This window comes from Pseudovibrio sp. Ad26 (assembly GCF_001623285.1).
Taxonomy (GTDB): Bacteria; Pseudomonadota; Alphaproteobacteria; order Rhizobiales; family Stappiaceae; genus Pseudovibrio; species Pseudovibrio ascidiaceicola.
The window spans coordinates 1-24,778 of the sequence record NZ_LMCE01000094.1 but is presented as its reverse complement, the minus strand read 5'-3'; the positions used below and the strand labels follow the sequence as shown (position 1 = coordinate 24,778).

Annotated in this window: 26 protein-coding genes; 17 read left to right on the top strand and 9 right to left on the bottom strand. The window is 50.6% G+C overall.

Annotated features, from left to right (window positions below):
• The first annotated feature begins 55 nt into the window (after nucleotides 1-55).
• Nucleotides 56-901 carry a DUF6492 family protein gene (locus PsAD26_RS19710; protein ID WP_063311811.1) on the top strand — a complete coding sequence of 282 codons (846 nt, stop codon included), beginning with the start codon at nucleotides 56-58 and terminating at the stop codon, nucleotides 899-901.
• Nucleotides 902-934: 33 nt separating this feature from the next.
• Here PsAD26_RS19710 and PsAD26_RS19705 read toward each other — a convergent pair whose 3' ends face one another.
• The 3 genes from PsAD26_RS19705 to PsAD26_RS30040 all read right to left on the bottom strand — a co-directional run bounded on the left by PsAD26_RS19705 (nucleotide 935) and on the right by PsAD26_RS30040 (nucleotide 2,709).
• A complete protein-coding gene (locus tag PsAD26_RS19705) occupies nucleotides 935-1,408 on the bottom strand; it encodes a DUF2269 domain-containing protein (RefSeq protein WP_063311810.1) in 474 nt (157 codons plus the stop codon).
• Nucleotides 1,405-1,851, bottom strand: a complete 447-nt coding sequence (locus tag PsAD26_RS30045) for a DoxX-like family protein (protein ID WP_208985780.1) — start codon at nucleotides 1,849-1,851, stop codon at nucleotides 1,405-1,407. Before PsAD26_RS30045 ends, PsAD26_RS19705 begins: the two co-directional genes overlap by 4 nt.
• A gap of 177 nt (nucleotides 1,852-2,028) precedes the next feature.
• Nucleotides 2,029-2,709, bottom strand: coding sequence for an NAD-dependent epimerase/dehydratase family protein (locus PsAD26_RS30040; protein ID WP_208985779.1), 681 nt, complete (start codon nucleotides 2,707-2,709; stop codon nucleotides 2,029-2,031).
• A 128-nt stretch (nucleotides 2,710-2,837) separates the two neighbouring features.
• Between PsAD26_RS30040 and PsAD26_RS19695 the strand changes: the two genes are divergently transcribed.
• From PsAD26_RS19695 to PsAD26_RS29445, 5 genes are all read left to right on the top strand, one after another.
• Nucleotides 2,838-3,311 (top strand): MarR family winged helix-turn-helix transcriptional regulator, encoded by a 474-nt coding sequence (locus PsAD26_RS19695; protein WP_193758319.1) that lies wholly within the window; start codon nucleotides 2,838-2,840, stop codon nucleotides 3,309-3,311.
• A gap of 13 nt (nucleotides 3,312-3,324) precedes the next feature.
• Complete coding sequence (locus PsAD26_RS19690; RefSeq protein WP_063311808.1) at nucleotides 3,325-4,002, top strand: isochorismatase family cysteine hydrolase; 678 nt, start codon at nucleotides 3,325-3,327, stop codon at nucleotides 4,000-4,002.
• A gap of 327 nt (nucleotides 4,003-4,329) precedes the next feature.
• Entirely contained in the window at nucleotides 4,330-5,544 is a 1,215-nt protein-coding gene (locus PsAD26_RS19685) for an NAD(P)/FAD-dependent oxidoreductase (protein WP_063311807.1), read from the top strand.
• Nucleotides 5,545-5,635: 91 nt separating this feature from the next.
• Nucleotides 5,636-7,156, top strand: coding sequence for a multicopper oxidase family protein (locus PsAD26_RS19680; RefSeq protein ID WP_063311806.1), 1,521 nt, complete (start codon nucleotides 5,636-5,638; stop codon nucleotides 7,154-7,156).
• A gap of 121 nt (nucleotides 7,157-7,277) precedes the next feature.
• Nucleotides 7,278-7,673 carry a hypothetical protein gene (locus PsAD26_RS29445; RefSeq protein WP_153041541.1) on the top strand — a complete coding sequence of 132 codons (396 nt, stop codon included), beginning with the start codon at nucleotides 7,278-7,280 and terminating at the stop codon, nucleotides 7,671-7,673.
• A 102-nt stretch (nucleotides 7,674-7,775) separates the two neighbouring features.
• On the opposite strand, the gene PsAD26_RS30410 is transcribed toward PsAD26_RS29445, so the two are convergent.
• Nucleotides 7,776-7,958: an ArsR family transcriptional regulator gene (locus PsAD26_RS30410; RefSeq protein ID WP_342585919.1), complete on the bottom strand. Its 183-nt coding sequence runs from the start codon at nucleotides 7,956-7,958 to the stop codon at nucleotides 7,776-7,778.
• 177 nt (nucleotides 7,959-8,135) lie between these two features.
• Between PsAD26_RS30410 and PsAD26_RS19670 the strand changes: the two genes are divergently transcribed.
• Complete coding sequence (locus tag PsAD26_RS19670; RefSeq protein ID WP_063311804.1) at nucleotides 8,136-8,954, top strand: alpha/beta hydrolase; 819 nt, start codon at nucleotides 8,136-8,138, stop codon at nucleotides 8,952-8,954.
• Between the two features lie 64 nt (nucleotides 8,955-9,018).
• On the opposite strand, the gene PsAD26_RS19665 is transcribed toward PsAD26_RS19670, so the two are convergent.
• Complete coding sequence (locus PsAD26_RS19665; protein WP_063311803.1) at nucleotides 9,019-9,276, bottom strand: YjhX family toxin; 258 nt, start codon at nucleotides 9,274-9,276, stop codon at nucleotides 9,019-9,021.
• 385 nt (nucleotides 9,277-9,661) lie between these two features.
• Between PsAD26_RS19665 and PsAD26_RS19660 the strand changes: the two genes are divergently transcribed.
• Complete coding sequence (locus tag PsAD26_RS19660) at nucleotides 9,662-9,958, top strand: hypothetical protein (RefSeq protein WP_057463341.1); 297 nt, start codon at nucleotides 9,662-9,664, stop codon at nucleotides 9,956-9,958.
• Between the two features lie 233 nt (nucleotides 9,959-10,191).
• The gene (gatB, locus tag PsAD26_RS19655) at nucleotides 10,192-11,679 is read left to right on the top strand and encodes an Asp-tRNA(Asn)/Glu-tRNA(Gln) amidotransferase subunit GatB (protein ID WP_063300673.1); all 1,488 of its coding nucleotides are present in this window, start codon (nucleotides 10,192-10,194) and stop codon (nucleotides 11,677-11,679) included.
• Between the two features lie 66 nt (nucleotides 11,680-11,745).
• Here the strand turns inward: gatB and PsAD26_RS19650 are convergent, their stop codons facing one another.
• Nucleotides 11,746-12,861 (bottom strand): Gfo/Idh/MocA family oxidoreductase, encoded by a 1,116-nt coding sequence (locus PsAD26_RS19650; protein WP_063311802.1) that lies wholly within the window; start codon nucleotides 12,859-12,861, stop codon nucleotides 11,746-11,748.
• A 533-nt stretch (nucleotides 12,862-13,394) separates the two neighbouring features.
• Between PsAD26_RS19650 and PsAD26_RS19645 the strand changes: the two genes are divergently transcribed.
• The 7 genes from PsAD26_RS19645 (at nucleotide 13,395) to PsAD26_RS19615 (ending at nucleotide 20,717) form a co-directional block, all read left to right on the top strand.
• On the top strand, nucleotides 13,395-15,002 hold the full coding sequence (locus PsAD26_RS19645; RefSeq protein ID WP_063311801.1) for a glucan biosynthesis protein: 1,608 nt from the start codon (nucleotides 13,395-13,397) through the stop codon (nucleotides 15,000-15,002).
• Nucleotides 15,003-15,007: 5 nt separating this feature from the next.
• Nucleotides 15,008-15,211, top strand: coding sequence for a hypothetical protein (locus PsAD26_RS19640; RefSeq protein ID WP_063311800.1), 204 nt, complete (start codon nucleotides 15,008-15,010; stop codon nucleotides 15,209-15,211).
• Nucleotides 15,212-15,214: 3 nt separating this feature from the next.
• A complete protein-coding gene (gene mdoH / locus PsAD26_RS19635) occupies nucleotides 15,215-16,966 on the top strand; it encodes a glucans biosynthesis glucosyltransferase MdoH (protein ID WP_063311799.1) in 1,752 nt (583 codons plus the stop codon).
• Nucleotides 16,967-17,090: 124 nt separating this feature from the next.
• Nucleotides 17,091-18,650, top strand: a complete 1,560-nt coding sequence (locus tag PsAD26_RS19630; protein ID WP_063307829.1) for a glycosyltransferase family 39 protein — start codon at nucleotides 17,091-17,093, stop codon at nucleotides 18,648-18,650.
• An 18-nt stretch (nucleotides 18,651-18,668) separates the two neighbouring features.
• A complete protein-coding gene (locus PsAD26_RS19625; RefSeq protein ID WP_063307801.1) occupies nucleotides 18,669-19,121 on the top strand; it encodes a GNAT family N-acetyltransferase in 453 nt (150 codons plus the stop codon).
• A 126-nt stretch (nucleotides 19,122-19,247) separates the two neighbouring features.
• Nucleotides 19,248-19,961, top strand: coding sequence for a glutathione S-transferase N-terminal domain-containing protein (locus PsAD26_RS19620; protein WP_063307800.1), 714 nt, complete (start codon nucleotides 19,248-19,250; stop codon nucleotides 19,959-19,961).
• Between the two features lie 213 nt (nucleotides 19,962-20,174).
• The gene (locus tag PsAD26_RS19615) at nucleotides 20,175-20,717 is read left to right on the top strand and encodes a TlpA disulfide reductase family protein (protein ID WP_208985778.1); all 543 of its coding nucleotides are present in this window, start codon (nucleotides 20,175-20,177) and stop codon (nucleotides 20,715-20,717) included.
• Between the two features lie 89 nt (nucleotides 20,718-20,806).
• Here PsAD26_RS19615 and PsAD26_RS19610 read toward each other — a convergent pair whose 3' ends face one another.
• From PsAD26_RS19610 to PsAD26_RS19600, 3 genes are all read right to left on the bottom strand, one after another.
• A complete protein-coding gene (locus PsAD26_RS19610; protein WP_208985777.1) occupies nucleotides 20,807-21,442 on the bottom strand; it encodes a TetR/AcrR family transcriptional regulator in 636 nt (211 codons plus the stop codon).
• Between the two features lie 265 nt (nucleotides 21,443-21,707).
• Nucleotides 21,708-22,139: a DUF2147 domain-containing protein gene (locus PsAD26_RS19605; RefSeq protein ID WP_063311797.1), complete on the bottom strand. Its 432-nt coding sequence runs from the start codon at nucleotides 22,137-22,139 to the stop codon at nucleotides 21,708-21,710.
• Nucleotides 22,140-22,239: 100 nt separating this feature from the next.
• Nucleotides 22,240-22,650: a DUF2147 domain-containing protein gene (locus PsAD26_RS19600; protein ID WP_063311796.1), complete on the bottom strand. Its 411-nt coding sequence runs from the start codon at nucleotides 22,648-22,650 to the stop codon at nucleotides 22,240-22,242.
• 357 nt (nucleotides 22,651-23,007) lie between these two features.
• Here PsAD26_RS19600 and PsAD26_RS19595 point away from each other — a divergent pair, with 357 nt between their 5' ends.
• Nucleotides 23,008-23,277: a hypothetical protein gene (locus PsAD26_RS19595; protein ID WP_063297843.1), complete on the top strand. Its 270-nt coding sequence runs from the start codon at nucleotides 23,008-23,010 to the stop codon at nucleotides 23,275-23,277.
• The last annotated feature ends 1,501 nt before the right edge of the window (nucleotides 23,278-24,778 follow it).

Here is a 24,778-nt window from a genome sequence, read left to right as displayed (position 1 = left end):
AATTATTATTTTTATATGTCCATTAAGAGAATTTCTTTGAAATGGTAAATTCAAAATGATTTTAGATTTTAATAAAATCAACAGAAGACTAAGAAGTCATTTGTTTAGATATCTTCTTGCATGGCTGCCGCGGGAGCCGGTTACTCCTAGCCGTAAGCCTGTGTCCCTTCTGTTTCCTCTGGCACCCAAGGATCTTGATCGTGCTGCACGGTCGATCCCTTCTGCCATGGCTCTAGTTAATCATGAGATTGAGCGAATTTATGTTGTGACTCCGCCAAGCGAAGATATCGCGCAATTTTGCCATAAAATTGGGGCTAAGCACATCGTTGAAACTGATATTTTATCGGAAGATGTGTTGAAGTTTCAGGCTGCTCGTAAGCGTTTAAATGGTTGGTATCGCCAACAGTTTATTAAGCTAAGTTTCCCTTACTTCATTCAGGATGAGCGTGTAATCACATTTGATAGTGATACCCGTCCTGTGCGAGCCGTGACGTTTTGGGATGCCCAGGAAAGGTCGATTTTCTATTCCTCTGATGAGCGCAATGCGAATTTTTTAAAGCCTGTGCCGACCCTCATAGGGGGAAATGAGACGCATCCATACTCGTTTGTATCGCATTGTATGGGATTTGAACGAGAGAGGATGCTGGAGTTGCATAGAATAATTGAAAAGAGAACAGGATTGCCTTGGCATAAAGGGATTCTGAATTGTGTTCATGACGATTGCTTGACGGGTTTTTCTGAGTTTGAGCTCTATGGGAATTTCATGCATCAGTTTCATAGTGATAAAATTCTTCTGAAATACTGGTATAATCGTAAAGCTGATTTGGACGTGTTTATGTCGGAGCAAGCGGCACCTTCAAATTTTAAGCGGTTCAACTTTATTTCGTCGCATGCAAAGTGAATGAGTTTACTTAGCTTTCGTTCTGTCTTTTACTTAGAGTTGGAGAGGTGGCCTCACAATCATCAGCCATACAATCCCAAGTATCGCAATGAAAGCGGGGAAGCCGCAGGCGAACCAGATGCGGTAGAGGGTGTGATAGCGGGGTGGTAATGGCGTGCCTGCTTCAACTGCTGTTGTGGCGAGGTTTCTGAGTTGGATCTGTATCCAGACGACTGGGAGCCAGAATACGCCAATAAGCATGTAGAGTGCGAGTGAGAGCACGATCCAACCTTCGGTCAAAGACCAGCCAACGTCTCTTGCCAGCAGGTATCCGGTGATGGGTTGAATGATCACTGCGGTGGCAGTGAAGAGGGTGTCTGCAATGACAACCGTTCCGGCAGTGTGGGCGATTGCAGCTGCATCCAGAGTTCTGGAAGCGATCACCATGAAGAAAGCTATGCCTGCGCCTGTGCCGATGAGAACGCAGGCACCGATGATGTGCAGGAACTTGAGAAACTCGTAGGTCATCTCTCCTCCAGCAGCAGAATGGGAAAGAGGGCAAGGATCATGGCCGGGATTGTTTTGACATATGGGCCAAGGGGATCTGCCCAGAGATCCGTCGCCCACAACGTGCCGGCACCTAGGTAGCCAAGTGTCACCGCGATCATGCCAAGGCAGGCGAGGCGGGTGTATCTTCTAAAGAGGATGAGGCTGCCAAGCGTGATATCGGTGATGCTGCCTGCAAATACAAAGAGTAAGCTGAGTGTTTGATCCATGCCGCGTTCGGTCAGAACTTCCTGTGCGTCACTAAACTGGATTGCTCCAATAATGCCGGAGGCGAGCCAGAAGAGAGAAAGGCAGGCGATGGTGAGGGGTAATAAAAGATACAGCCTTGCAAACCAGCGTTCCTGAGTGGAACCTGACAGGCTGCTCAGTGTCTCATTCAGTGACTTGCAAGAAAAGCCGCCCACCTTTTGCCATGTGGCCGTATCAGCGGTGATGCCGTTTTGCAGGGTTTCGATGGATGTGGAGCGCAGGGGGGAACGCCATCCAAGCGTTCCAAGAGCATCCGCCAGTTTGCTTGTCGCCGTCAGGAGCCAGTTTGGGGCGCTGATAGCATAGCGCCATTGCGGGAAGCCTTGCCATGCTCACACTGAATTTGTGATTTGCCAGAGTGTTTGCGGTGTTTCTTCTGCAAGGTCTGCCGTTGTTCCTTTGGGGACTTTGCCCAGTGCGCAATGTATGACCGCCTTGGCTACATCATCAAGCGCGATAGATTGTATTTGGCTTTCGGGAAACGCCTTGAAACCGATGAACGGCATGGCGCTGGCCGCTCGCAGGAGCGCTGTTCCACCATAGGCTTGTGGGCCAATCACGAGCGCAGGGCGCAGAATAATTGCATGCTCCAGTTGCTTCTGGAGGATTGCATCGCCTTTTGCCTTGGTGCGGAAGAAGTGCGTGGTTGCATCAGGCTTTACGCCAGCAGCTGAGATCTGGATGAACAGCTTATCTGTGTTTTGCAAAGCCTCGCACATGCGTTCGATGGCCTGTACGTGGATGGCCTTGAGATTGTCTTTGGCAGAGTCTTGCAAGGCGCCCGAGGTGTTGATGATAATGTCTGCCGTTTCGAAGATCTTGCGCCAATCCGTTGGGGTTGCGGTGGCAATATCCAGAAAGTTCCATTGAAGATCAGGGAAACATTGTCGGGCAGCTGACCGGGAGCGTCCGACGCCTGTGACATGAAATCCTGCTTGTTGAAGATGTTTGACGCAAGCTGCTCCGATGAAGCCATAAGCGCCGAGGACAATTGCTGATTTGCGGGTACTCATAAAATGAACTTTTAAAACGAAGACCAGACTCACATGAATGCCTCAATCTAGCATGGGGCCATTGCGTTGAGTGTATCTTATTTGTCAACTCAGTTGACAGAATCGATATGGCGTGGTCTGGTGGGGGTATGGAAGAGCGAGAAATGCAGAGAGACCCTGAGCTGGCGGATTTGCTTTATGAGGGGATACAGATCACGCGGCCCTTGTTGCGGCACATCACCAATGCGGTGGATGTGGCCTCGCAAAAACATGGGGTGAGTGTTGGGGAGCGGGCCATTCTTGAGGCTTTGCTGAACAGTCGTGTTCCGATGACGGCGCCAGCACTTACAGAGCGGTTGGATCTTAAACGGCAGTTTGTGGCGCGCGTACTTACGGCGTGTAAGGCTGCAGGGTTTGTGGAGACACAGGACAACCCTGCTCATATGCGCTCGCATTATTATGTGCTGAGCTCAAAAGGGCGGGAAGCGATTACCGCGATCCGGCAGGCGGAACTTTCTATTCTTGAAGAGCTTTTGCAGAACCTGAGTGCGGATGAGGTACGCGCGCATCTGAAAGTGCAGCGGGCGTTGCTTGGTTGTTTTTCCTCACTGGCACAGTCGTAACTTGGAGGCATTGATGAGTATGTGGAGTGTTGTTGGTTTTGTGGTTCTGGTGCTTTTGATTGGCGTTGGATACACGGCGCAGCGTTTGATGCGGTTGCAGGGGCCAACGCAGGGAGCTGTGATTGATACGGCGAACCGGGGTCAAGCTGCGTTGTTGGTGCTGGATGTACAGGAGGACTTTACCAAGGATACCAAAGCACGGCAGTGGCCAACTGGCTTTGTGGAAGAGCGGATTGCGCGGATTAATGCGTTGGCAGCAGAAGCGCAGATGCGCGGAGAGCCTGTGATAACGACACGGCTGATTTATGAAGGCGGGTACACCAACTTCCTGATTGGGTTGCTTGGTGAGGGGCTTGGGACGAAAGGTTCTGATGGGCTTGAGTTGGATGCGCGGCTCAGGTTTCAGCCGGATGCAGATATTGTGAAGAGTGTGGGGGATGCATTTGCCAGTGAAGAGCTGGAGGCTTTCCTGAAGACGCACGGTGTTGGACGGCTCAGGATTGCCGGGCTTGATGGATGTTACTGTGTGAAGAGTACGGCGCTTGGTGCGCTGGGGCGTGGATATGCGGTGGAGCTGGCAGAGGATGCTGTGCTTTCCATTGATCCGAAAGGCTGGACGGACTGTCGGGCAGAGTTGGTGAGCAAGGGCGTGCAGCTGGTGAAATCGGCAGAGCTGGCCGTAGCTCAGTAGGTTCTGATCTCACCTGCATTGTGTCGGTTGCACATTATCAACATGCACCCTACATGGGCATGGGAAAAGTCTGCGTCTGACGCAGGCTTTTTGCTTGTGTATCTGCGCGATGCATCTGGCTGTGGATCAAATTGAATGAGCTGAACCCTGGTATATTAAGCTGCCTACTAGATGTTGGGTGTTTTGCCGTTTCAAGACATACTGCCTCAAAATCTACACATTTGCCTTGGGGATTAATGCGGGAAAGGCTGTGGGTATATTGTTTAGATTGCTGCGTAATGTGCTATGGGTCTGTCTCCCAACAATAAAAGAGCAAACAGGAATAGCATGGCAGACGTTGAGTGCATCGTAATCGGTGCAGGAGTTGTGGGCTTGAGCGCGGCTTATGAACTAGCGCGCAGGGGACGTGAAGTTATTGTGCTTGAACAGCACGAAATCATCGGCTCCGAAATCAGTGCTCGTAATTCCGAAGTTGTCCATGCCGGAATTTACTACGCAAAAGATTCTTTGAAATCAAAAGCTTGCGTGCAAGGTAAGGAGATGCTGTATTCCTTTTGTGAGGAATTTAGCGTGCCGTACAAGCGCGTTGGTAAGCTGATTGTAGCGACCGATGAAAGCCAGGTTTCCATGCTGGATGGCATTCGCGCACGTGCTGCTGCCAATGGTGTTGATGATCTTTTGATGCTCAATGAAGCACAGGCGCGGGGCTTTGAGCCGCATCTGGCGTGTAAGGGCGCTCTGTTTTCTCCTTCCACAGGCATTGTGGATAGTCATGCGTATATGATGGCACTGCAAGGTGGATTAGAGGCGCATGGCGGGCTTGTTGTTGTTGGGACAGAAGTCACCGAGATCGAAACCGGCATGCGTCCAAGCGAACTGATGGGCGCTGACATTCTGGTGGAAGAGGATCTGGAAGCGGCTGATCATCACTTTGATGATGACGAGCATGAAGAGTTTGCTGCCAAGAACTTCAAAGGCGATGGCTTTACCGTTGTCATGAAGGATGGCTACGCGATCACTTGTCATGAGCTTGTGATTGCTGCGGGTCTTCACTCCAATAAGATGCTCTCCAAGCTGGCCGGGCACATGTCATGTAAAGTGCCGAAGCTTTACTATGCGAAAGGCAACTATTTCAGCCTTGCCGGAGATGCTCCGTTCTCGCATCTGATTTATCCTGTGCCAGAGCCGGGTGGGCTTGGTGTTCACCTCACGCTGGATATGGGCAATCAAGCACGCTTTGGACCTGATGTGGAGTGGATCGACGAGATCGACTACGAAGTGAATGAAGCGCACGGCGAATGTTTTTATTCGCAGATCCGTAAATATTATCCCGATCTGGCCGATGGCAGCTTGCAGGCTGACTATTCTGGTATTCGTCCTAAGCTGGTTCCTGCGGGTGCTGAAGCGGCCGATTTCGCAATTTGGGGTGAGGAAACGCACGGCATTCCGGGGCTGTTGACTTACATGGGTATTGAAAGCCCGGGCCTGACCAGTTCTCTTGCGCTGGGCTCCATGGGCGCTGATCGTTTGATCGGCGCGTAACCTATTCCTTATAATCCTCTCGATAATGCTAGGGAAATGTAGGGTTTCCCTGCCTAAGCTGCTCTTTTCGTCTGGAAGAGCAGGTGCGCTTATGAAGCTGAGCCGTCGAGACTTTGTGAAAACCAGCGCAAGCGGCGGGCTTGCCGCAGGTGCAGCTACATTCATTTCCGGCAGTGCTGGCGCACAGCAATCTCAACCTGTTTTGCCTCCTGCTTCTGTCCCGCAGGAAACAGCTTGCGCACAATCACTCCTTGGTGCAGGTGTTGCTAAGCCGGATTTTACGCTGGACGTGGATGAGAAACCTTACTCTCAGTATGGTGTCGATCTCAAAGGCATGCTTGTTGGTGGCACATGGCCGGGTACTCCTATCCGATATACGGAAGGGGATATGTTCCGGGTGCTCATCAATAACCGGATGAAACAGCCCACCTGCATTCACTGGCATGGAATCCTGTTGCCGTCTTTACAGGACGGTGTCCCCGAAATTGCGCAGTTGCCCATTGAAGCGGGAACCTCTCAATATTACGAGTTTCCGCTGGTTCAACAGGGAAGCTATTATTACCACTCCCATCTTGGGTTACAGGAGCAGTATGGTCTTCTGGGAGCTCTCATTATTGATCCTAAAGACAATCCATACTCCTATGATCATGATGAAGTGCTGATGTTTAGCGACATTCCACCAGCCGAAGGTGGAGAGATCATCAAAGGCTTACGAAGTGGCAGGCATCGGCCCGAGATCAAAGACGCTTATGAGCCTCCCAATTCCAAGGACTTTGATATTGATGTTGTGAATGCTGGTTACACCTTGAATGGGCAGCCCAACTCCAAACCGTGGACGTTGACCGCCAAAAAAGGGGCGCGTTTGCGGCTGCGGTTGATCAACTCGTCTGGCAGCACCTTCTTCAGAATTTCTATTGATGGACTGAAGGTCTCAGTCATTGAAGTTGATGGCAACCGTATGCAGCCTGTTGAGGGGCAGAATGTGATTGTCCCGACATCAGCCCGCTATGATGTGCTGGTGGATGTGCCGGACAGTGGTAGTTACACAATCCATGCTGCCGCGCTTGGTGATAATAAGCAGTGTCTTGGGGTTATTCATACTGATGATGTGAAGGCCAGTGTGAATGACAAGCGGCCTTCCTTTGACGGGGTGACGGTTGACTTCAGAAGCCTGAAGTCGCTTGAGGCATCAGGGTTTGGCCGAAAAGTTGATCGCGTTTATGATGTGCTGCTTTCCGGAGATATGAAGGCCTATGAGTGGATGATGAACAATCACTACTGGCCTGAGCCCTATGCGGGGCCTGATCCGCAAAAAACGTATCTGGATGTGAAACAGGGTGAGGTGGTTCAGTTGCGGATGATCAATCGGTCTCCCATGTCTCATCCCATGCACCTTCACGGCCATACATTCCGCGTACTTGGTGGTCCTGATGACGATTATGCGCCAGTGATGGATACGGTTTGGGTGCCTAAGAAGCAGACGGTGACCATCGAATTTCTGGCCAACAACCCCGGCATGTGGGCCTATCACTGTCACAACATCTGGCACTTGGCTGTCGGGATGATGCAGCCCGTTCGCTACGTTGTTGGTGAACGTGAGATGCTGCGGTAGATCTACGATTTTTCAGGGATACTGCTTCAGATGCATTTTACGCTGTAGCCGGATTTAGCTGCGTAGAAAGGGGGCTGCTGCGTCTTCCTTTTGCCCGAAGTTTCGGGGAAAGGAAAAAACAATGAAAATCAGAAAATTTATGGGTGTCTGTTTACTGGTGTTGAGTGTTGGTCTGCCGAGTGCTCAGGCTGACGTTTATTGGGCAGATGAGCCTGATACCCTTGTAGGTAATAGAACTTTGGACTCGCGCTCAAGTTTTACAGGGCCAACTGTTCGGCAGGTGCTGAGTGAATCATCTGATCGCGATATCCAGCGTGCTTACCAGAATCCGGCAGGGACTGATGGTCTGTACTTGCTTCTGCGTGATGAGAGTGGTGTTTGGCATCGTGGCGGACGCCCTCCGGCTACCCATGTGACTGTCGAATTATGGGATCGAGGGCGATATCAAACGACCTGTCATGTCTATTCATATCGCGAGGACCGGGATCGAAGGTTCTTTTACACGACCTGTAACTAATGCTCGTGCTAATTGACCTCGCAGAACGCTGCTGCGAGGTCTCGTGATGCTGTGCGTTTTTTCCCAGTATTGAATAAATGTGAGATTTGAGCATCAGATGATTTAGTTTGGCGAGATTTCCATGTTGAGCCAATGCAAAAACTCTTTGATTTCAGGTTCGTTGCGTTTGCAGTAGGACCATTTCAAATGCTTCTGTGCAGTTATAAAGCCAGCTTGTTTTAAAATATCCAGATGCCTGCTGGCAGTGGGTTGGGCAACGCCAAGCGCCTCTGCAATCAAAGTCATGCAAACTCCAAACTCAGAAGGATCAGCTGATTGCTGATGGCTGAAGTGTTTTTGTGGGTCTCTCAGAAGGCGCAGGACCATTAAACGAGGCTCACTGGAGATGGCTTTAATTTGTATTGCTCTATCCATGTAAATATTCATATAGTCATTTAGCTAAATGTCAATGTGAGTCGTGCTATGCTGGAACTTCCAAACATCTCGGTTATTAACGGAAATGCTGTTCGCTGGGGGGTAATGGGGGATGGACCGCCACTGGTTGCCATCCATGGCACACCTTTTTCTTCGCAGGTCTGGCGCAGGATTGTGCCGCATCTCTTCGATCACAGGAGGGTCTATTACTTTGATCTGGTGGGTTACGGGCACTCTGAAAAACGCGAAGGGCAGGATGTTTCCCTCGGGATCCAAAATGAGGTGTTGGCTGCGCTGTTTCAGGAATGGGAGTTAGATCGACCTGATGTTCTGGCTCATGACTTTGGAGGTGCGACAGCTCTGCGGGCTTATTATCTGAATGGTCTGCGTTACGGTTCTCTGACGATATTTGATGCGGTTGCTTTGGCTCCATGGGGATCATCGTTGGTGCAGCATGTGCGCGAACATGCTGAGGCCTTTGCCGGGATGCCGGAGTATATGCATAAAGCGATGTTACGGGCTTATTTGCAGACGGCTGCTCATAACGAGCTTTCCGAGGAGGCTTTGGAGATTTATGCCGCTCCGTGGATTGGACCCGTTGGGCAACCAGCATTTTATCGTCAGATTGCGCAGATGGACCAAAAATACACTGATGAAGTACAGGGGAGTTATGGGGCTCTGGATTGCCCGGTTTCGGTACTTTGGGGGGCGTGTGATGAGTGGATCCCCTATGAGAAGGGGGAGGTTTTGGCTGGTCTGATTTCCGGGGAAGATTGTATTCCAGTTCCTCAAGCAGGTCATTTGGTTCAGGAAGATTGCCCCGAGGCTATTGTAGCTGCGGTTTTCAATCAAGCAAAGCTTGGGTAGAGGACACCCAAGCTTTGCTTGATTGAAAACCACCCCGCAGCATGGTGCTGCAGGGTGGTGTTGGTCAGCGATTGTCGAGCTGGCTGCGGACGCGGGTCAGGCCCAGTTTGGTGATGCGATAGGGGTGGCCTCCTTTTGAGGAGATTAGGCGTCTGTACTTCAGTTTTCTGAAGATGTGCTCGGAAAGACCGGCGTAATACCAGCCGTCCCGGGTGACGCAGTTCATTTCTTCCAGAGTGCCATCATCGTCACGGCGCAATTCAATGCAGCCGCCTTGTGCCAGCACATGCAAAATGCGCTGTTCAGCTTTCGAAATATCCATGGATGTCTTTGAGTTTTAAAGATGCACTTGTCTCGTCTGCCCGCTCATGCGGTCAGTGAGATTGTTTGGATTGTGCATGCCCTGTCTATCTTCGACAGGGCTTTACCGGGACTCTTGTCGAGCTCGCATCAAAACTCCATTGATTGATGGCTGCCTTATAGGCAACCCATTTGAGTGTCGCAAGCGTATCATTTCTTGCTGGACTGCGAAAACAAGCAGGTGTTGCAGATTTGCTGGAAGTGTTGGACGTCTCTCCCTATTATTCTCTGCAACGTACTTTTCGGGGATGTGCTCCAAGTCTGTTTCGCAGTCACTCCAATAATGTGCTAGGGGAACTACGTAGCGCTGTGCAGGTGCTTTCTTAATTGATCTGAATGAGACTTTAATGACCGACGATATCTCTGTAATCCTGCTGTGGCCGGGGCTTTTGAATCCGTTTGCCATATTGATCGCCGCCTATATGGGCTACTACGCCAATCAGCGAGGGAAGATCTTTATTGCAGGATTTGCTGCAGCTGCGCTCAGCCTGTTTCTTGAAGGGCTTATCAAGCTTGTCGGGATACCATTGCCGTGGAACCCTGAAGTGGGGCCGCTGGCGTTGTTCCCGTTCCGCTTTGCGACGGGGCTGATTGTAAGTGCTATTGCTATGAAAATCGGGGCAAGTCGTCGCCGCGCAAAGTGAGTGCTGAGGGATTGTTGTTCAGCGTGGGTCAAGCTCCAGATGCTTCTGCGCGACTTTCTACAAGCTTCTCCCCGAAATTTAGGCACTCTGGTTCAAAAACCCCCGAAGATTCACTTGCCATTGCGGGGTTGATGGCCTACCCAACACCATTGAGAAATTAGGTGGTCTTCGTGGCTATGCATCGCGTGGCCGGACTTCCGTGAAGACTTATACGAACACAGGATATTGATCGCATGACGCTGCTTGTCGATACGCGCACTCCGGATCCGAAGAAATTCATCAAGGGCGCAACTGGCGACTGGGAAATCGTAATCGGCATGGAGGTTCACGCTCAGGTGACCTCTGAAGCCAAGCTTTTCTCGGGCGCTTCTACCAGCTTTGGCAGCGATCCGAATAATAATGTGAGCTTGGTTGATGCGGCGATGCCGGGCATGCTGCCAGTGATCAACGAAGAATGTGTTCGTCAGGCTATTAAGACCGGTTTGGGTCTGAAGGCCGAGATCAACCTGAAGTCCGTTTTTGATCGCAAGAACTACTTCTACCCTGATCTGCCGCAGGGCTATCAGATCTCCCAGTTTAAACAGCCGATCGTTGGCGAAGGTATCATTCACCTTGATATGAAGAGCGGTGAGCAGGTTGAAGTGGGCGTTGAGCGTCTGCATCTGGAGCAGGATGCGGGTAAGTCCCTGCATGACCAGCACCCGACCATGTCATTTGTTGACCTGAACCGTTCTGGCGTGGCGCTGATGGAAATCGTTTCCAAGCCAGACATTCGCTGTGCTGATGAGGCTAAGGCTTACCTGACCAAGCTGCGCACCATTTTGCGTTACCTTGGCACTTGTGACGGTAACATGGATCAAGGCTCCATGCGTGCGGACGTGAACGTTTCTGTTCGCAAGCCGGGTGGTGAGTTTGGTACGCGTTGTGAGATCAAGAACGTGAACTCCATCCGTTTTGTTGGTCAGGCGATTGAATACGAAGCCCGTCGTCAGATCGGCATTCTGGAAGACGGTGGCGAGATCGATCAGGAAACCCGCCTGTTTGACAGCGTGAAGGGTGAGACCCGTTCCATGCGTTCTAAAGAAGAAGCGCATGATTACCGTTATTTCCCGGATCCAGATCTGCTGCCGCTTGAGTTCACTCAGGCACTGGTTGATGAGATGGCTGCGGACCTTCCGGAACTGCCGGATGAGAAGAAGGCGCGTTACATTAAAGACTTCGGTCTGACCCCATATGACGCTGACATTCTTGTTGCTGAGCGTGTCTCCTGTGACTTCTTTGAGGAAGTTGCCAAGGGCCGTGATGCGAAGCTGGCTGCGAACTGGGTGATCAACGACACCTTTGGCCGCTTGAATAAAGAAGGTCTGGATGTGACCTCCAGCCCGATTTCTTCTGAGCAGCTGGGCAAAATCATCGACCTGATCAAAGCAGGCACCATTTCTGGTAAGATCGCGAAAGACCTCTTCGAGATCGTCTGGACTGAGGGTGGTGATCCAGCTCAGATCGTAGAAGACCGTGGCATGAAGCAGGTGACTGACCTTGGTGCTATTGAAGGCATCGTGGACGAAATCCTTGCAAACAACACTGACAAAGCAGAGCAGGCGAAAGAAAAGCCAGGCATGCTTGGCTGGTTCGTTGGTCAGGTGATGAAAGCCTCCAAGGGTAAAGCAAACCCACAGGCAGTCTCTGACATGCTGAAAGCGAAGATCGGTCTGGAATAGGTCGTTCTTATAGCTTTATAGAATTCGAAGGCCCGCCAGTTTGGTGGGCCTTTTTTGTTGGAGAGGCTAGTTCACCTCAACCCAGCTTCCTGATTTATGAGAGCGGCGAGCGGCGTCGACGACTTTTGCGACTTCGAGACCGTCTTTGAAGGTTGGCCAGTTTGTGGTTCCTGTTGCGATGGCTTCCAGAAAATCACGAGCCTCAATGATCAGTTGGTCCTGATAGCCGGTTCCGTGGCCGGGGCCGTGGCAGAAGGCTGCATAATCAGGATGGGTTGGATTGGTGAGGATCTTTCTGAAGCCTGATTGTTCCGGGCCATCTTCCATTTTGTAAAGCCAGAGGGCGTTCTGGTCCTCCTGATCAAACCGCAGTGCACCTTTGGTGCCGGTGATCTCATAGATAATGCCCATCTTCTTGCCCAGTGCGACGCGGCTGAAGAGGAGGTGACCTGTTGCGCCGCTTTCAAAAGTGCACATGAACTGAGCCACATCATCATTGGTGACTTGCTCGACGATGTTTGGTGCGCATTCTGATGGCCGTGTTTTGAAAACAGTCTCGATTTGTGCGCAGACACTCCTAATTGGGCCAACCAGAACATGGGCGCAGTTGATCATGTGGGGGGCGAGGTCTCCCATGGTACCGTTGGCATCTCCACTGGAGCGCCATGTGGCAGGCGTTTCGGGGTTGGCGAAAAAGTCCTCGGTATGTGCCCCGCGAAAGAAAGTGATGTCTCCGATGACGCCTTCTTTGATGAGGTGATGAGCCAGTTGTGTTGCTGGTGTGCGGATGTAGTTGAAACCTACCAGATTGACTTGCCCGGACGCCTCGGCAGCATGGGCCATTTCGTTTGCATCTGAAAGGCTCGCGCCCAATGGTTTTTCACAGAGCACGGGCTTTCCCAGTTTGAAAGCTTCCAGAGCGATCTTTCGATGGGTGGTTTGTGGGCTGGCGATGACTATGGCTTCAACCCGTGGGTCGTTGACCAATGTGCTCCAGTCACTGGTGTATCTGGCAAAGCCAAACTGCTCGGCTTTCTCCTGAGCTCCGGCTTCCGTGGTGGTGCAGATCATCTCTAGTCTGGCGCGGAGTTTGGTGTTGAACACTGCGGCTGCCGCGTTGAGGGCGACGGCGTGCAGCTTCCCCATATACCCTGCGCCAATCAGGCCAATGCCAATTTCCATAGGGCGTCCTTCAATAGTTGGGGGAGGGTATGTCCGGGGGACTTAAAAACTAATCAGGGAAACCGATAAGAATTGGAAATGTTCTGTTGCTTGATCCCTTCAAAGGGACTAGGGAGAGGCGCTGACCCCAAGAAAAGTTGACTGGATATCATCTCATTTTGAGTGCACGCCACCGGCGGGGTTCAGATTAGTCCTGAGGGTGCGTGTAATGAAGTTGACGAACAAAGGCGATTGCTTTTGGTGGGTTTGGGGTTAGAGCGTGGTGAAAACGTGTCTCTTGAATGAGCTACCCCTAATATCTCAGTAATCCTAATAGCTTAGAGACGTTTCACAGGGTTAATTTTCGCTGTGAATCATCACCGCTCTGCCTAGCCACGACCATATCTCCGCCTTATTACGCTACGATAAACTTCAGGTGATCGGGCGTTATGGAGACTTGTCTGGTCTGGGGTCTAAGCTCTGCTAGAACTTATAGTTGCGCAGTGTATGCGAACACTGCAATTTGTTGTATTTGAAACCTTGGGGGCGTCTCGTTGCTTAATCAACGAAGTAGTTTTCTTTCCAATATCGCTGTATTAAGCGTCATTTGCTCCAGTGTTGGATTTGGGGCAGTCGCTTCTTCTTCAGTCGCTGTTGCAGGCGAAAGCTCTCAATCTCAGATGCCATTCACCTTTGGTGCACTCGTGGCAAAGATGAAGGCACAGGCGCAAGACGCCTATCTTGAGCCAACTGGTGAACTGCCGGAAGCGCTGGCTAACTTGAAGTACGATGGTTATCGGAAAATTGGCTATAAGCGCGACCGAAGCAAATGGAAGGACACTGAGAACTTTCGGGTTCATGCGTTCCATCCTGGCTGGTTGTTTAAAAATCCTCTGAAGATTCATGAGGTAAGCGAGGGCGCAGCTCAACCATTCGTGTTTGAGGCTGCTGACTTTGACTATCAGGACGCGGAACTGACCGCGTCGCTGAACGATGTTTCATTTCCCGGTGTGGCTGGGTTCCGTTTGCTAAATCCACTCAATGTGGAAGGGCGGATGGATGAACTGGTGGCCTTCCTGGGTGCCAGCTATTTCCGTGCTTTGGGTGCAGGCAATGTTTATGGCTTGTCCGCACGTGCGCTTGCTATTGATACGGCCAGCGGTAAGCCGGAGGAGTTTCCGAACTTCACTGCGTTTTATCTTGGCAAGCCAGTAGATGGCTCTGATAAAGTAACGGTTTGGGCTGAACTTGATAGTCCGAGTGTGACTGGTGCGTATCAGTTTGTCTTTAAGCCAGGCCAGCAAACAGAAGTTGATGTGACTGCACATTTGTTCTTCCGCAGTGATGTGGAGCGGCTTGGCATTGCACCACTGACTTCCATGTATCTTTACGGTGAAAACGACCGTGTCGGGTTTGATGATTTCAGACCAGAAGTGCATGACAGTGATGGGCTGAAGCTGCGCTTTGCTAATGGCAAGACCGCGTGGCGGCCACTTTCCAACCCGGATAATCTGCAGCTTTCCTTTATTGGTGCCAGAAGTCCTGCTGGGTTTGGTCTGATGCAGCGTGACAAAGATCTTGAGAATTATCAGGACCTTGAAGCGCGCTATGACAAGCGTCCAAGCCTTTGGATTGAGCCTCTAGGTGATTGGGGTTCTGGTGCCGTCATGCTTGCAGAAATTCCAACAGATCAGGAGATCAACGACAATGTTGTTGCCTTCTGGTCTCCGAATGAAGCGGTGAAAGCGGGTGATGAACTCTCATTCCACTACAAGATGTATTGGGGTGATGAAGTTGGTCGCACTGAGCAGATGCTGATGCCTGTGGTCCAGACACGGTCTGGCAAAGCTGGGCATTCGGCTTCTGAAGAGAGTTCGCTGACCCGAAAGTTTGTGGTGGACTTTGATGCTGAGTTGTTTGCTGAGAGCGGATTGGATGGGGAGCAGCTTGTGCGCGCAAAACCATTTATTGAAAACGCTGCTTTAAACGGCACAGTTAACTTTGCTGACGTTCGCTACATTGAAGAGCTGGGTGTTTATCGTGTGTTTCTGGATGTTTCCCGCGATGACCTTGAAGTCCCGGTTGAGTTGCGCCTTCAGCTGACTGATGGCGAAAAAGCAGTTTCCGAAGAATGGCTTTACCAGTGGGGGTGGAGCTCATGAGGCCTATGACATCTAATCTATTTTCGACACAAGTTGACTTGAGCAGCGGTCCAGTTGCACCGCTTGCCATGCCAGTGCAGGATCTTTCTGCAGATGATAGCTGGCTTGTTCTGATCTGGCGTCGCTTGCGGTTTGGGCGCAGCTACTCTGCGCTTCCTTCCAAACGGACGCGCTTGCAAAAAGCCATCTCTACCTTTTCGGAGCGGTAATCCATGGATAAGCCGTTTCGCGACGGGGTAGGGCACCGCCGGGCCGCGGCTTTTGTCTTCTGTCTGGCGTTGTCCCTCAGCTTTACGGGGCTGTTTTATGCAGCTTTGAGTGCTGACTATCTTAATATCTATGAGGTTGTTCGGATTGTGCTGCTGTTTGTCAGCACCCTCTGGCTTTCCTGGGGCGGAGCAACCGTTCTGCTGGGTTTGCTTTATGGTCGCTCTGTTCAACCTCTTGAGACTGATCCACGATCTTTGCCTGCTGCTGGCACCGCAATTCTCATGCCGATCTACCACGAAGATGCACCGGAAGTGGCGGCTCGTCTTGCTGCAATGATGGATGATCTGCGTGCCAACAATGCAACACACTTGTTTCACTGGCATGTGCTTTCTGATAGCCGTGATGAAGAGATTGCGGCAGTGGAAGAGCAAGTTGTGCGCCAGTTGGTTGCCCGCTATCTGGAACAGAAAATCTTTTATCGTCGCCGGACCGACAACCATGGCCGCAAAGCAGGCAATGTTGCCGAGTTTGTACAGCGGTGTGGTGGTGCCTATCGTTATATGGTGGTGCTGGATGCTGACAGTCTAATGCGTGCCGACACACTGGTGCACATGGTTGGACGCATGGAAGCCGAGCCCAACCTTGGGCTGTTGCAAACCGTGCCGATGCTTGTTGGTTTGAAAAGCTATTTTGGCCGCAGCATTATGTTCGCCTCTGGCATGTTTGGCCGGTCCTTTGCTTTTGGCCTTGCTGCGATGCAGGGTGAATGCGGGCCATTTTGGGGGCACAATGCGATTATTCGTACACGTGCATTTGCCTCCAGCTGTGGCTTGCCGGAACTGGATGACACTGCAGCATTTGGCGGGCACATTTTGAGCCATGACAGTGTTGAATCTGTGCTGTTGGCGCGTGCTGGCTGGCAGGTTGAGTGTGACCCACGGATCACTGGCTCCTATGAGGCTGCACCTGAGAATATTCTGGGCTATGCCGCGCGTGACCGACGTTGGTGTCAGGGCAATTTGCAACATTCCCGCGTGGTTGGGGCTCGTGCTCTGAAGCCCTGGGGCCGGTTCTCTCTGTTACTTGGTATCATGTCTTACTTGAGTTCCCCAGTCTGGGCTGCGTTTCTTCTGGCAAGTTTGTTTGCGCCTTTGGATCTTCCTGTGCTGCAGGCCTATACCTTCCAGAACCACCTTCCGGTTCTTGGCCACATTCCGATGAGTGCGGCTTATGAAGGGGCAGCTTTGCTCTTTGGTGTGGTTGCCTTGCTGGTGCTGCCGAAAACACTCGTTGTTTTGAAAGAAGTATTTTTGGGCGTAGAGAACACCTCTCGCAAAGGCATACTGGGCGGTTTTGTGGAGCTCATCAGCTCTGCGGTGTTCGCACCGGTTTTGATGGTGTTTCAGTGCCGTTCTGTCTTTGAGGTCCTGATGGGCCGGGACAGCGGCTGGACCAATGCGCACCGCGATGCGGGCCGCTTGCCTTTGCTGGACTGCCTCAAATCTGTCTGGTGGGTGAGTGTGATTGGTGCGATGGCTATAGGGCTGAGCTGGATTGGCGAAGCCTCACTCTGGCTTTGGGTGATGCCGGTTGCTCTGCCGATGTTGCTGGCGCCGTTCATCATCTGGGCAAGCTCTTACAATGTGGGCAGTCGGGCCGCTGAACGTTTGGGCTTTGTGCTTTCCTCTGATCAGGAGGGAGCCGCGCAATTGCTCGCTCATGTGGAAAAATACTCCGCAGATCTCAGGGTATAGACGGCTAATTTGTGCTTTGAGGGCCACATCCACCAGCTGAACCGCTGGGATGTGGCCCTTCTTATATCTGCTGGTGTCTCTCCGATTTAAGCTTTCGGTCCAAGCCTCTGATGGGGATGCAGTGATGCCGGAAGAGACAGTTTCAACCCGATTTTGGTGGCGTCCCGCAGGCGTCTTTGTTCTGATTGCAGGATACTTGCTTCTGCATCTGGTTTTGCGCGGTTATTTCTCTCCTACACTCAGCACGGATGACATGTTTGAAAACGTGTTTGTGCAGGAGTTGAAGCTTGGCTACCAGGTGCGGCAACCTCCGCTTTATGAGTGGATGCTTTATGGGGTTCAGAAGATCTTCGGGCCGACGATCTGGAGCTTTCTGGTTCTCAAGTACGCACTGGTGTTGTGTTTTGCGCTGTTCCTTTACGCTGTTGCCCGGCAGGCGATTGCCAATGCAAAACTGGCTGCGCTTGCCGTATTTTCCTATGTGGCGCTCTATCAGATTGGCTTCAACCTGCATGAGGGGGTGACGCATACTGCCGTGCTGATGGCGGCTTCTGCGGCAACGGTTTACTGCTTCCTCTGGCTTTTGAGGGAGAAGACGGTGACTGCGGCTGTGTGTTTGGGGCTCGCAGTTGGGTTTGGAATGCTTTCCAAGCACTCTTACGTGCTGGTGCCGGCTGCTGTTTTTCTGGCAGCACTCAGTGATCGGCATTGGCGCAGGCAAGTGCGGCTTCCAATGTTGATCGTTGCCGGTGTGATCGCGGCAGTAGCGTACTCGCCCTATCTTTACTGGGTCATGACTGGCGAACAGGCCCTTGTCGGTTCCGCGTTGACTGTGATGCGCGAGGGAGAGCAGGGGGGCGGACTTGCCCGCGTTGTGACGGGTGAGCTGCGATTGCTGGTGAGTGTGCTCGGGTTTTCCGTGCCGTTCTTGCCGCTGGTGTTGCTGCTGTTTTTCCCCGCCCTGTTTCGCGGCGAAAGAGCGAAGGCTTCAGATCCTGACGTTCGACTGGTCGGTAGACTGCTTCAACGAGCACTGGTTGTTTCTCTGGTGCTGGCGTTTGTGGGCGTGTTGGTCAGCGGGGCACAATACATCAAGGAACGGCATATGCACCCGGTGCTGCTCTTACTGCCCATCGTGATGTTCACTCTCATTTCCCAGCGGCGCTATTCACCGAGATCGGTGAAGATCTACAGCAGTGTGCTGGCCCTGCTGGTTCTTGTGGTGCTGGGCATCCGCATCTCCGGATTTCTCGCCCCGGACAAAAGGATGTGTGGTGGTTACTGCCGGCACATGAAGCCCTATGAGGACCTGGGCAAGCAGCTCAAGGCTCAGTTCCCTGAGGCAGAACAAGCGACGATCGTTTCGCTGGATGAATACACTGGCGGAAACCTGAGGGTTACTCTGCCAGATGCGCGACATATCATCCAAAGCTTCCAACCTAGCACTCAGCAACGGCAAAACTGCTTTGTTGTCTGGGACATGGGAGACAACGGCGCGCAACGCGGTCTGAAGGCAGCGTTGACCAGCGGTGGTTTTGGACCCGGCAAAGCACCTGTTCGCGAAGATACTTTACATTCAAATCGGATAGATGTGAGTTGGCCTCATTTGTGGAAGAAGGATAACTTTCGTAAAACCACATTCGGCGTCGCGAAGATTGACCGCGATTCTGAAATTTGCCGCTAACTCATATTGGGTGTTTTGATGCTGAAGATACGCGTTGCCAGAGACGAAGACCTTGAAGCTGTGGTTCAGATGATGAATGGGGGTGCATCCTCGCAGCGGATTCATTTGGAAAACGGTGCGACTGACACATACAAGCCTGCGTTTCGTGCAATCCAGCAATGCCCTAATACTGATATTTATGTGGGCGAGACAGAAGCCGGCGAGGCGGTTGCAACTTTTCAGCTAACCTACGTGAAGGGCCTCGCCTTCAACGGTAAACCACGCGGTCAAATTGAAAGCATGCACACTCGCGCTGACATGCGTGGCCAAGGGGTTGGTCAGGAGATGCTTGCCCATGCGATCAAGTTGGCACGCGATGAAGGCTGCTGTATGGTGCAATTGACCTCAAACAAAGAACGCGATGGTGCACATCGCTTCTATGCCAGTAATGGATTTGTGCCGACGCACGAAGGCTTCAAGCTGATTTTCTAAGTGTTAACTGGCATAAAAGCCGGAACTTTCTCGCTGCAGGGTTCTGGAATAACTTGTACCCTCGAACAGGGCGCATGAAACGCTCCTCCATCCTCGCAATCCAATTGTTTTCTCACAGGTGATCAAATGGCCGTATCGCAGACCAAGCCGATTGAACTTTATTATTGGCCAACACCGAATGGTTGGAAAATTTCCATCATGTTGGAGGAACTTGGCGTTCCCTATGACTTGAAGCTGGTAAATATAGGACGCGGTGAGCAGTTTGAGCCAGACTTTCTCAAGATAGCGCCAAACAACCGGATGCCTGCAATTGTTGATCCTGAAGGGCCGGGCGGCGAGCCGATCTCTATTTTTGAGTCAGGTGCTATCATGCAGTATCTGGGGCGGAAATTTAACCAGTTTTATCCATCAAAAGAACGCGCTCGTGTTGAAACGGAAGAATGGTTGATGTGGCAAATGGGCGGGTTTGGCCCCATGCTTGGCCAGAACCACCATTTTCGTGTCTATGCGCCGGAAAAAATTGAATATGCCATGACCCGTTACTTCAATGAAACGCATCGGTTGTATGGAGTGCTTAATAAACGGCTTGCTGATCGGGCTTACGTTGCTGCTGGGGAGTACACGATTGCGGATATGGCTATATTTGGCTGGTCGCATCGTTGGGAACGGCAAGGAATGGATTTGGAAGAGTTTCCGCATGTAAAAGCCTGGCGTGAACGATTGTTGGCTCGCTCTGCAGTTGTGCGAGGGCTTAAAGTGGGTACGGCTGAAGCTGAAACCTCAAACATTGCAGAGGACAAGCAGGCTCAATCCGTTCTGTTTAATCAACGTGGGTCATAACTTGACGACATAATCGATACTTCCGGCAGGCTTCCATATGTTTGTCCTGACAGATGCATGTAGCGGTGATTGTCTCCCTCGATATCTGTTTGTTGCCGTGCTAAGTATTCATCACGCCTACGGCACTTTAAGTTGATTTGAACCGGAGGCCTTGCAAACCTAGGCTCACGCAGAATGATAAATAGAAATCACTTGCGAATGGACCTTGGAACTATGCGGGCTCATAAATTCTTCCTGACGTCTCTTATTCTGGCTGTTTGGGCGTTTGCCTCGCCTGTCTCAGCAGCTTCTTTTGAAGATCCCAAATACAGCCTTGAAGTGAAAGACGAAGCAGGTACTAAAACACTGCGTGATGCTTTTACTAAAGGCCCTGCTATTTTGCATTTCTGGGCAACGTGGTGCCCAAACTGCCGCGTTGAACTGCCTGCAATGGAACGGTTTGAGGATGAGTTGAAGGCTCAAGGCCTGGATGGCCAATTTGTTGTCGTCGCTCTTGAAGATGCTCCTTATGGCCGCATCCAGAGTTTCCTTCAGGATCGTTTGGAGTTGGAGCGTTTCACCAGCTATCAAGCCGTTGATATGCAAGCCGTTGGAACCGCGTTTCAGGTTGCAGCCATGCCTTACACGCTCTTTATCGATGAAAATGGTGATGTGCTTGGGGGAATTCCGGGATCGCTTGAATGGGATGCCCCGCAGATCCAAGAGACCTTTATTGGTCACCTCCAAGGCAAAGGTACGATTGCCTCTGGCAACTGAGCCTGTGTTCTGGATATTTACACTTTAGAATTTAAAACTCAGAGAAAGCCGGCTGTTGATCCTTTGAAAATGAGAGCCCTCTTGCTGGATTATTTAAGTCCGGGCAGGTTTGGGCTCTTTTTCATGCGAGTTGAAAGAGCTTCCATGGTGATGTCGATTGCTGGGAAAATCTGGTCCAGTGGAGTTTCGAACTTGACCATTTGGATGATCCCTTCAAAAGCCATCATGAAGTAGTCTACCAGATGGTCTATATCCTCTGGCGCTTGCAGGTCATTTTCAAATTTCACCAATCGTCTCCGGATTTCTGCTGCCCATTGGAGGCGCAACGCGAGGTATTCTTGGCCCAGCTCTGGATCAAGCCTACCAATCTCTCCAATGGTGGACCAATAAAGGCTGCCTTCAGTACGGTTCTGTTCCTCGCATAGCTCTGCAAAATCAGTCAGCATAAGGTACATGCAGGAGTAAATATCAGCGTACATTGCAGAGCTTGAGCTAACCTGCTGGCTAAAACGCATGAAATACCAACGCATGGCCGGTGCGATGAGATCCCGTTCCCCCTCAAATCTTTGATGCAATAAATCAGGATGTATATTTGCTTCTTTCGCAACTGCATTGATGCTCGCAGCTTGCCGACCTTTTTCCAAAAGAAGCTGGAAAGCTATTTTGAACACTTCTTCCAACTTGTGTGGTGGAATCAAATCGTCGGGATTTTTGTTGCTGGTCATAAAACCGCAGACTCATTCTTAGCACTTCAACCTTAGCAAATTGCAGTGATTGTTGTGCGGCTTCCTGAGTATCTTCGAGTTTAATTCGGCCTTGGAAGTGCATATCCAGAGTGCCTGAATTGTTGTCTCTAACATAAAGCGGAAAAGGAACTGGAAAGGAAACAATGAGATATGTCTCAATTTATTGCGTTTGTTCTATGAGCAGCTCACGGGAAATTTTGACAGTCACGGAGCAAGCTGAAGGGGTGATTTTATCATTGCAGTCTTAAGGGCGTTGCCAGATCACGTTTTCACAAAAGTTCAGGACGATCTTTTTGCAGCCTGTCATTTTCAGAAGACCACTGGGCAGGAGGTCAATATTGATAGTGATTTCGTATCCACGGCGGGGATCATAGCCTTCTGCGTACCATTTGTTTTCTCCAGCTGCCTTTATATTCCAAAGAACTCTTAAACCGAGGACTTTACGACCCCGCTTTGCCCTGTCTTGATTGCGGGTATCCAGAATATCTTGTTGCCGTTTCCCGTCGGGAGGTTTGAAGGATTGGAGCTGCCCACACATGGTCGAACCGCATTGGGAGATGCTGATAATTGCACCTTTGGTTGTTTGCCACAAACCGTGCAGGTCAGAGGCTTTGGCTACTGTTACCAATGAAGTTGAGAGAAAAATAAAGCCAAAGATGAAACCAGAACGGATCATTCCAACCTGCTTGCTTGGTCACCTGCTCAATCTCAGGAGCAGGTGACTAGCTATCATAACAGGCCAGTTTGGGCTTGTTACCTCTGGGTTTAAGGTAAATTTACTTTGTACGGGTCCAAGTGTCGCCCTTACAAAAGATCAGCACGCAACCTTCAAGTTTCAACTTGTTGCTGGAGACCAGCTCCATTTTGCCAGAGTATGTTTTGCCATCTTCTGCGTTGTAGACCTTGCCCTTCCAACTGTTTGTTCCGCTAGGCTTCATGCCAAGAATAGTTCTTGAGCCAATTAGGGAGCGATCACGCAGCTTTGGATCCGAGTTCTCTGTATCCTTACGTGGTTTTTTTAACCAAACAATGTTGCCGCACAGATTGCCCCCACATTTGGAGATTTTAATCTTGGCGGTTCCATTTGCCCGCAGCCAGGTGCCGGTTGCATCAGCTGCAAGCGCAGATGTGGCCATGCCAATTGAAAGTATCGCTGCCAGAGATGACTTCAAAAAGGGTGCTTTCATGGTTCCTCCCAAAATACTGAAGCTTGCTAATAATGGCTTTACCTTATCGTAAAGCTGGGAATGTGCAAGGCAATCAATCAGAGGGCTAGACAAGCTCTCTTTGATTTCGATTCGCACAACCCATCAATTCAATCAGTGCGATATCCCTTGGTTTACAGTGTGTCAGAACTGCGTAATTTTTGATTTTAAAGCTGCTTTTTTCGTTTCAATCATGGTTTTTAACCGCCTTTTTAGAGTGTCAAAATCTAATAGTCCGCGACGTCAATTAGATTTCGGGGAGGCGTTGGCTTCCTCTTAACTCATGAAAAATTACGAGCAAATCCACACGAGTTCACTGTGTTTTAGGAGAGAGATTTAATGACTGTGTTGCAGTTTGATGGCGTAATTCATCGGCATGTGAAGCAAAACATATGCGAAGTAGAGTCTCTGTTACGGCGTGGTCTGGATGCAGCATCGGGAAAGGCCGGCGCTTGCGATCTAATCGAAGCACATAAGTGGTTTAACCTTGCTGCTATGCGAGGCAGTACACAGGCAGTGCGATATAGACGTGAGGTATCTCAGGAAATGTCCAATATGGAGATTGCTGAGGCGCAACGCGCAGCTAGAGACTGGCTTTCTGTACATTGATACGAATTCTACAGCTTGTCGCGGTCGGCATGCGACAAGCTTATGACCTGCGGTTTTGGGAAACCTCTCCCAAGATCGGGCCGGGACACCCGTTTGATGGAGCGCTGTTTCTCAAGACAGCGTGCTGCCTCTCCCGCCAGCTCGGGTAAGAGCTCGCTGTCTGTATTGGTTTTGCAATGTTGGCTGCAGTGTGGGGTGCTCGAGATGTTCACTATTTAATTGTCAAAGAACTCGGGTTTTACCGATAGTCGGGTGTTTGGCGTTTGTTTGGATAGTGAAGCCTGATTTGATCGCGGTCTATTCCTGTAATGTTCTCCTTGAGACTTTGTTGGTTGTGATTTGGTTGTCGGGATTGAACTGATATTTGGTGTTGGCTTGATTTGAAGGCTTGAGGTGGTTTGAGTTTGGCCGTTTGCTCTGGGTGCTGATGATGTTTGTGCTTGCTGCATTTTGGGGCAGGGATGCGAGCACTAAGAGCCTCTCGGTCCGCTTGTTTGACATAGCAACGTAAGATTGGGGATTTGAACGCAAAAATCCGCAAAGCCTCGCAAATAGGCGTTGATGTGTTTGAAGGCTGCTGCAGGTTGTCTTTTGTTGTTGTGCTTTGCGTGTTGTTTTGCCTTTTCAGCTCTCAGCTCTCAGCTCTCAGCTCTCAGCTCTCAGCTCTCAGCTCTCAGCTCTCAGCTCTCAGCTCTCAGCTCTCAGCTCTCAGCTCTCAGCTCTCAGCTCTCAGCTCTCAGCTCTCAGCTCTGGTTTATAGGAATGTCTGCCTTTCGTTCTCTCTATATGAAGTGCCTCTTTCAATGAGCGCCTCTGATTGTTGATGCTTCTTTCTTTAACGCCAGCTTAGCTTGCTCTGCACTGTTGTGAGTGATGGAAGAGCAGGGGGAGTGTGGCTTAAGGCTAGAGCCTTAGACTTCATTCTTGGCAAGTTGCAGTGTGTCTCTCCATATTTGAATGTTGCTCTTGGAGTGGTGTGTTGTTTAGGGGCGTTCTTTGTTAGCCAGGTTTTGTGTGTTTTGTGGCGGTCTTGATTGAGTGGTGTGTTTTCCAAGTGTCTGTGCAAATTTTGGATTTGTTAAGTTTTGGTGTTTTGGCTGGTTGTTATTGGCTTGTTTCTGGGGTTTTTGGGTGGGTGTTTGTAGTGTTTGGGTTGATATATGAAGTTGTTGAATTGTTTGAATTTTAGTTTTTGTGAGATTGTTTTGTTTTTTTGGAGTTTGCGTGTTGACGGGTTGGTCTGGTATCCCTATAACCCGCTTCACGCCACCGGGGCGGGCCAGTGAGGCGCCGGTTCGGAGGCACAAAAACAGAAGGATTTACGGGGTTTTTAAGAGATCAGGTAAGTCTGGATATTGAGGCGCAAGTCTCCGCTCATTGACAATTGAATACGGAAGAAGAAAGAGAAACGTGGACGGCGGTTATTCGCGAGTGGTTTGGTAACAAGCCACTGTTACGGAATAACTGACTTAGTTTACGTTTTTCAGAACACCAAAGATTG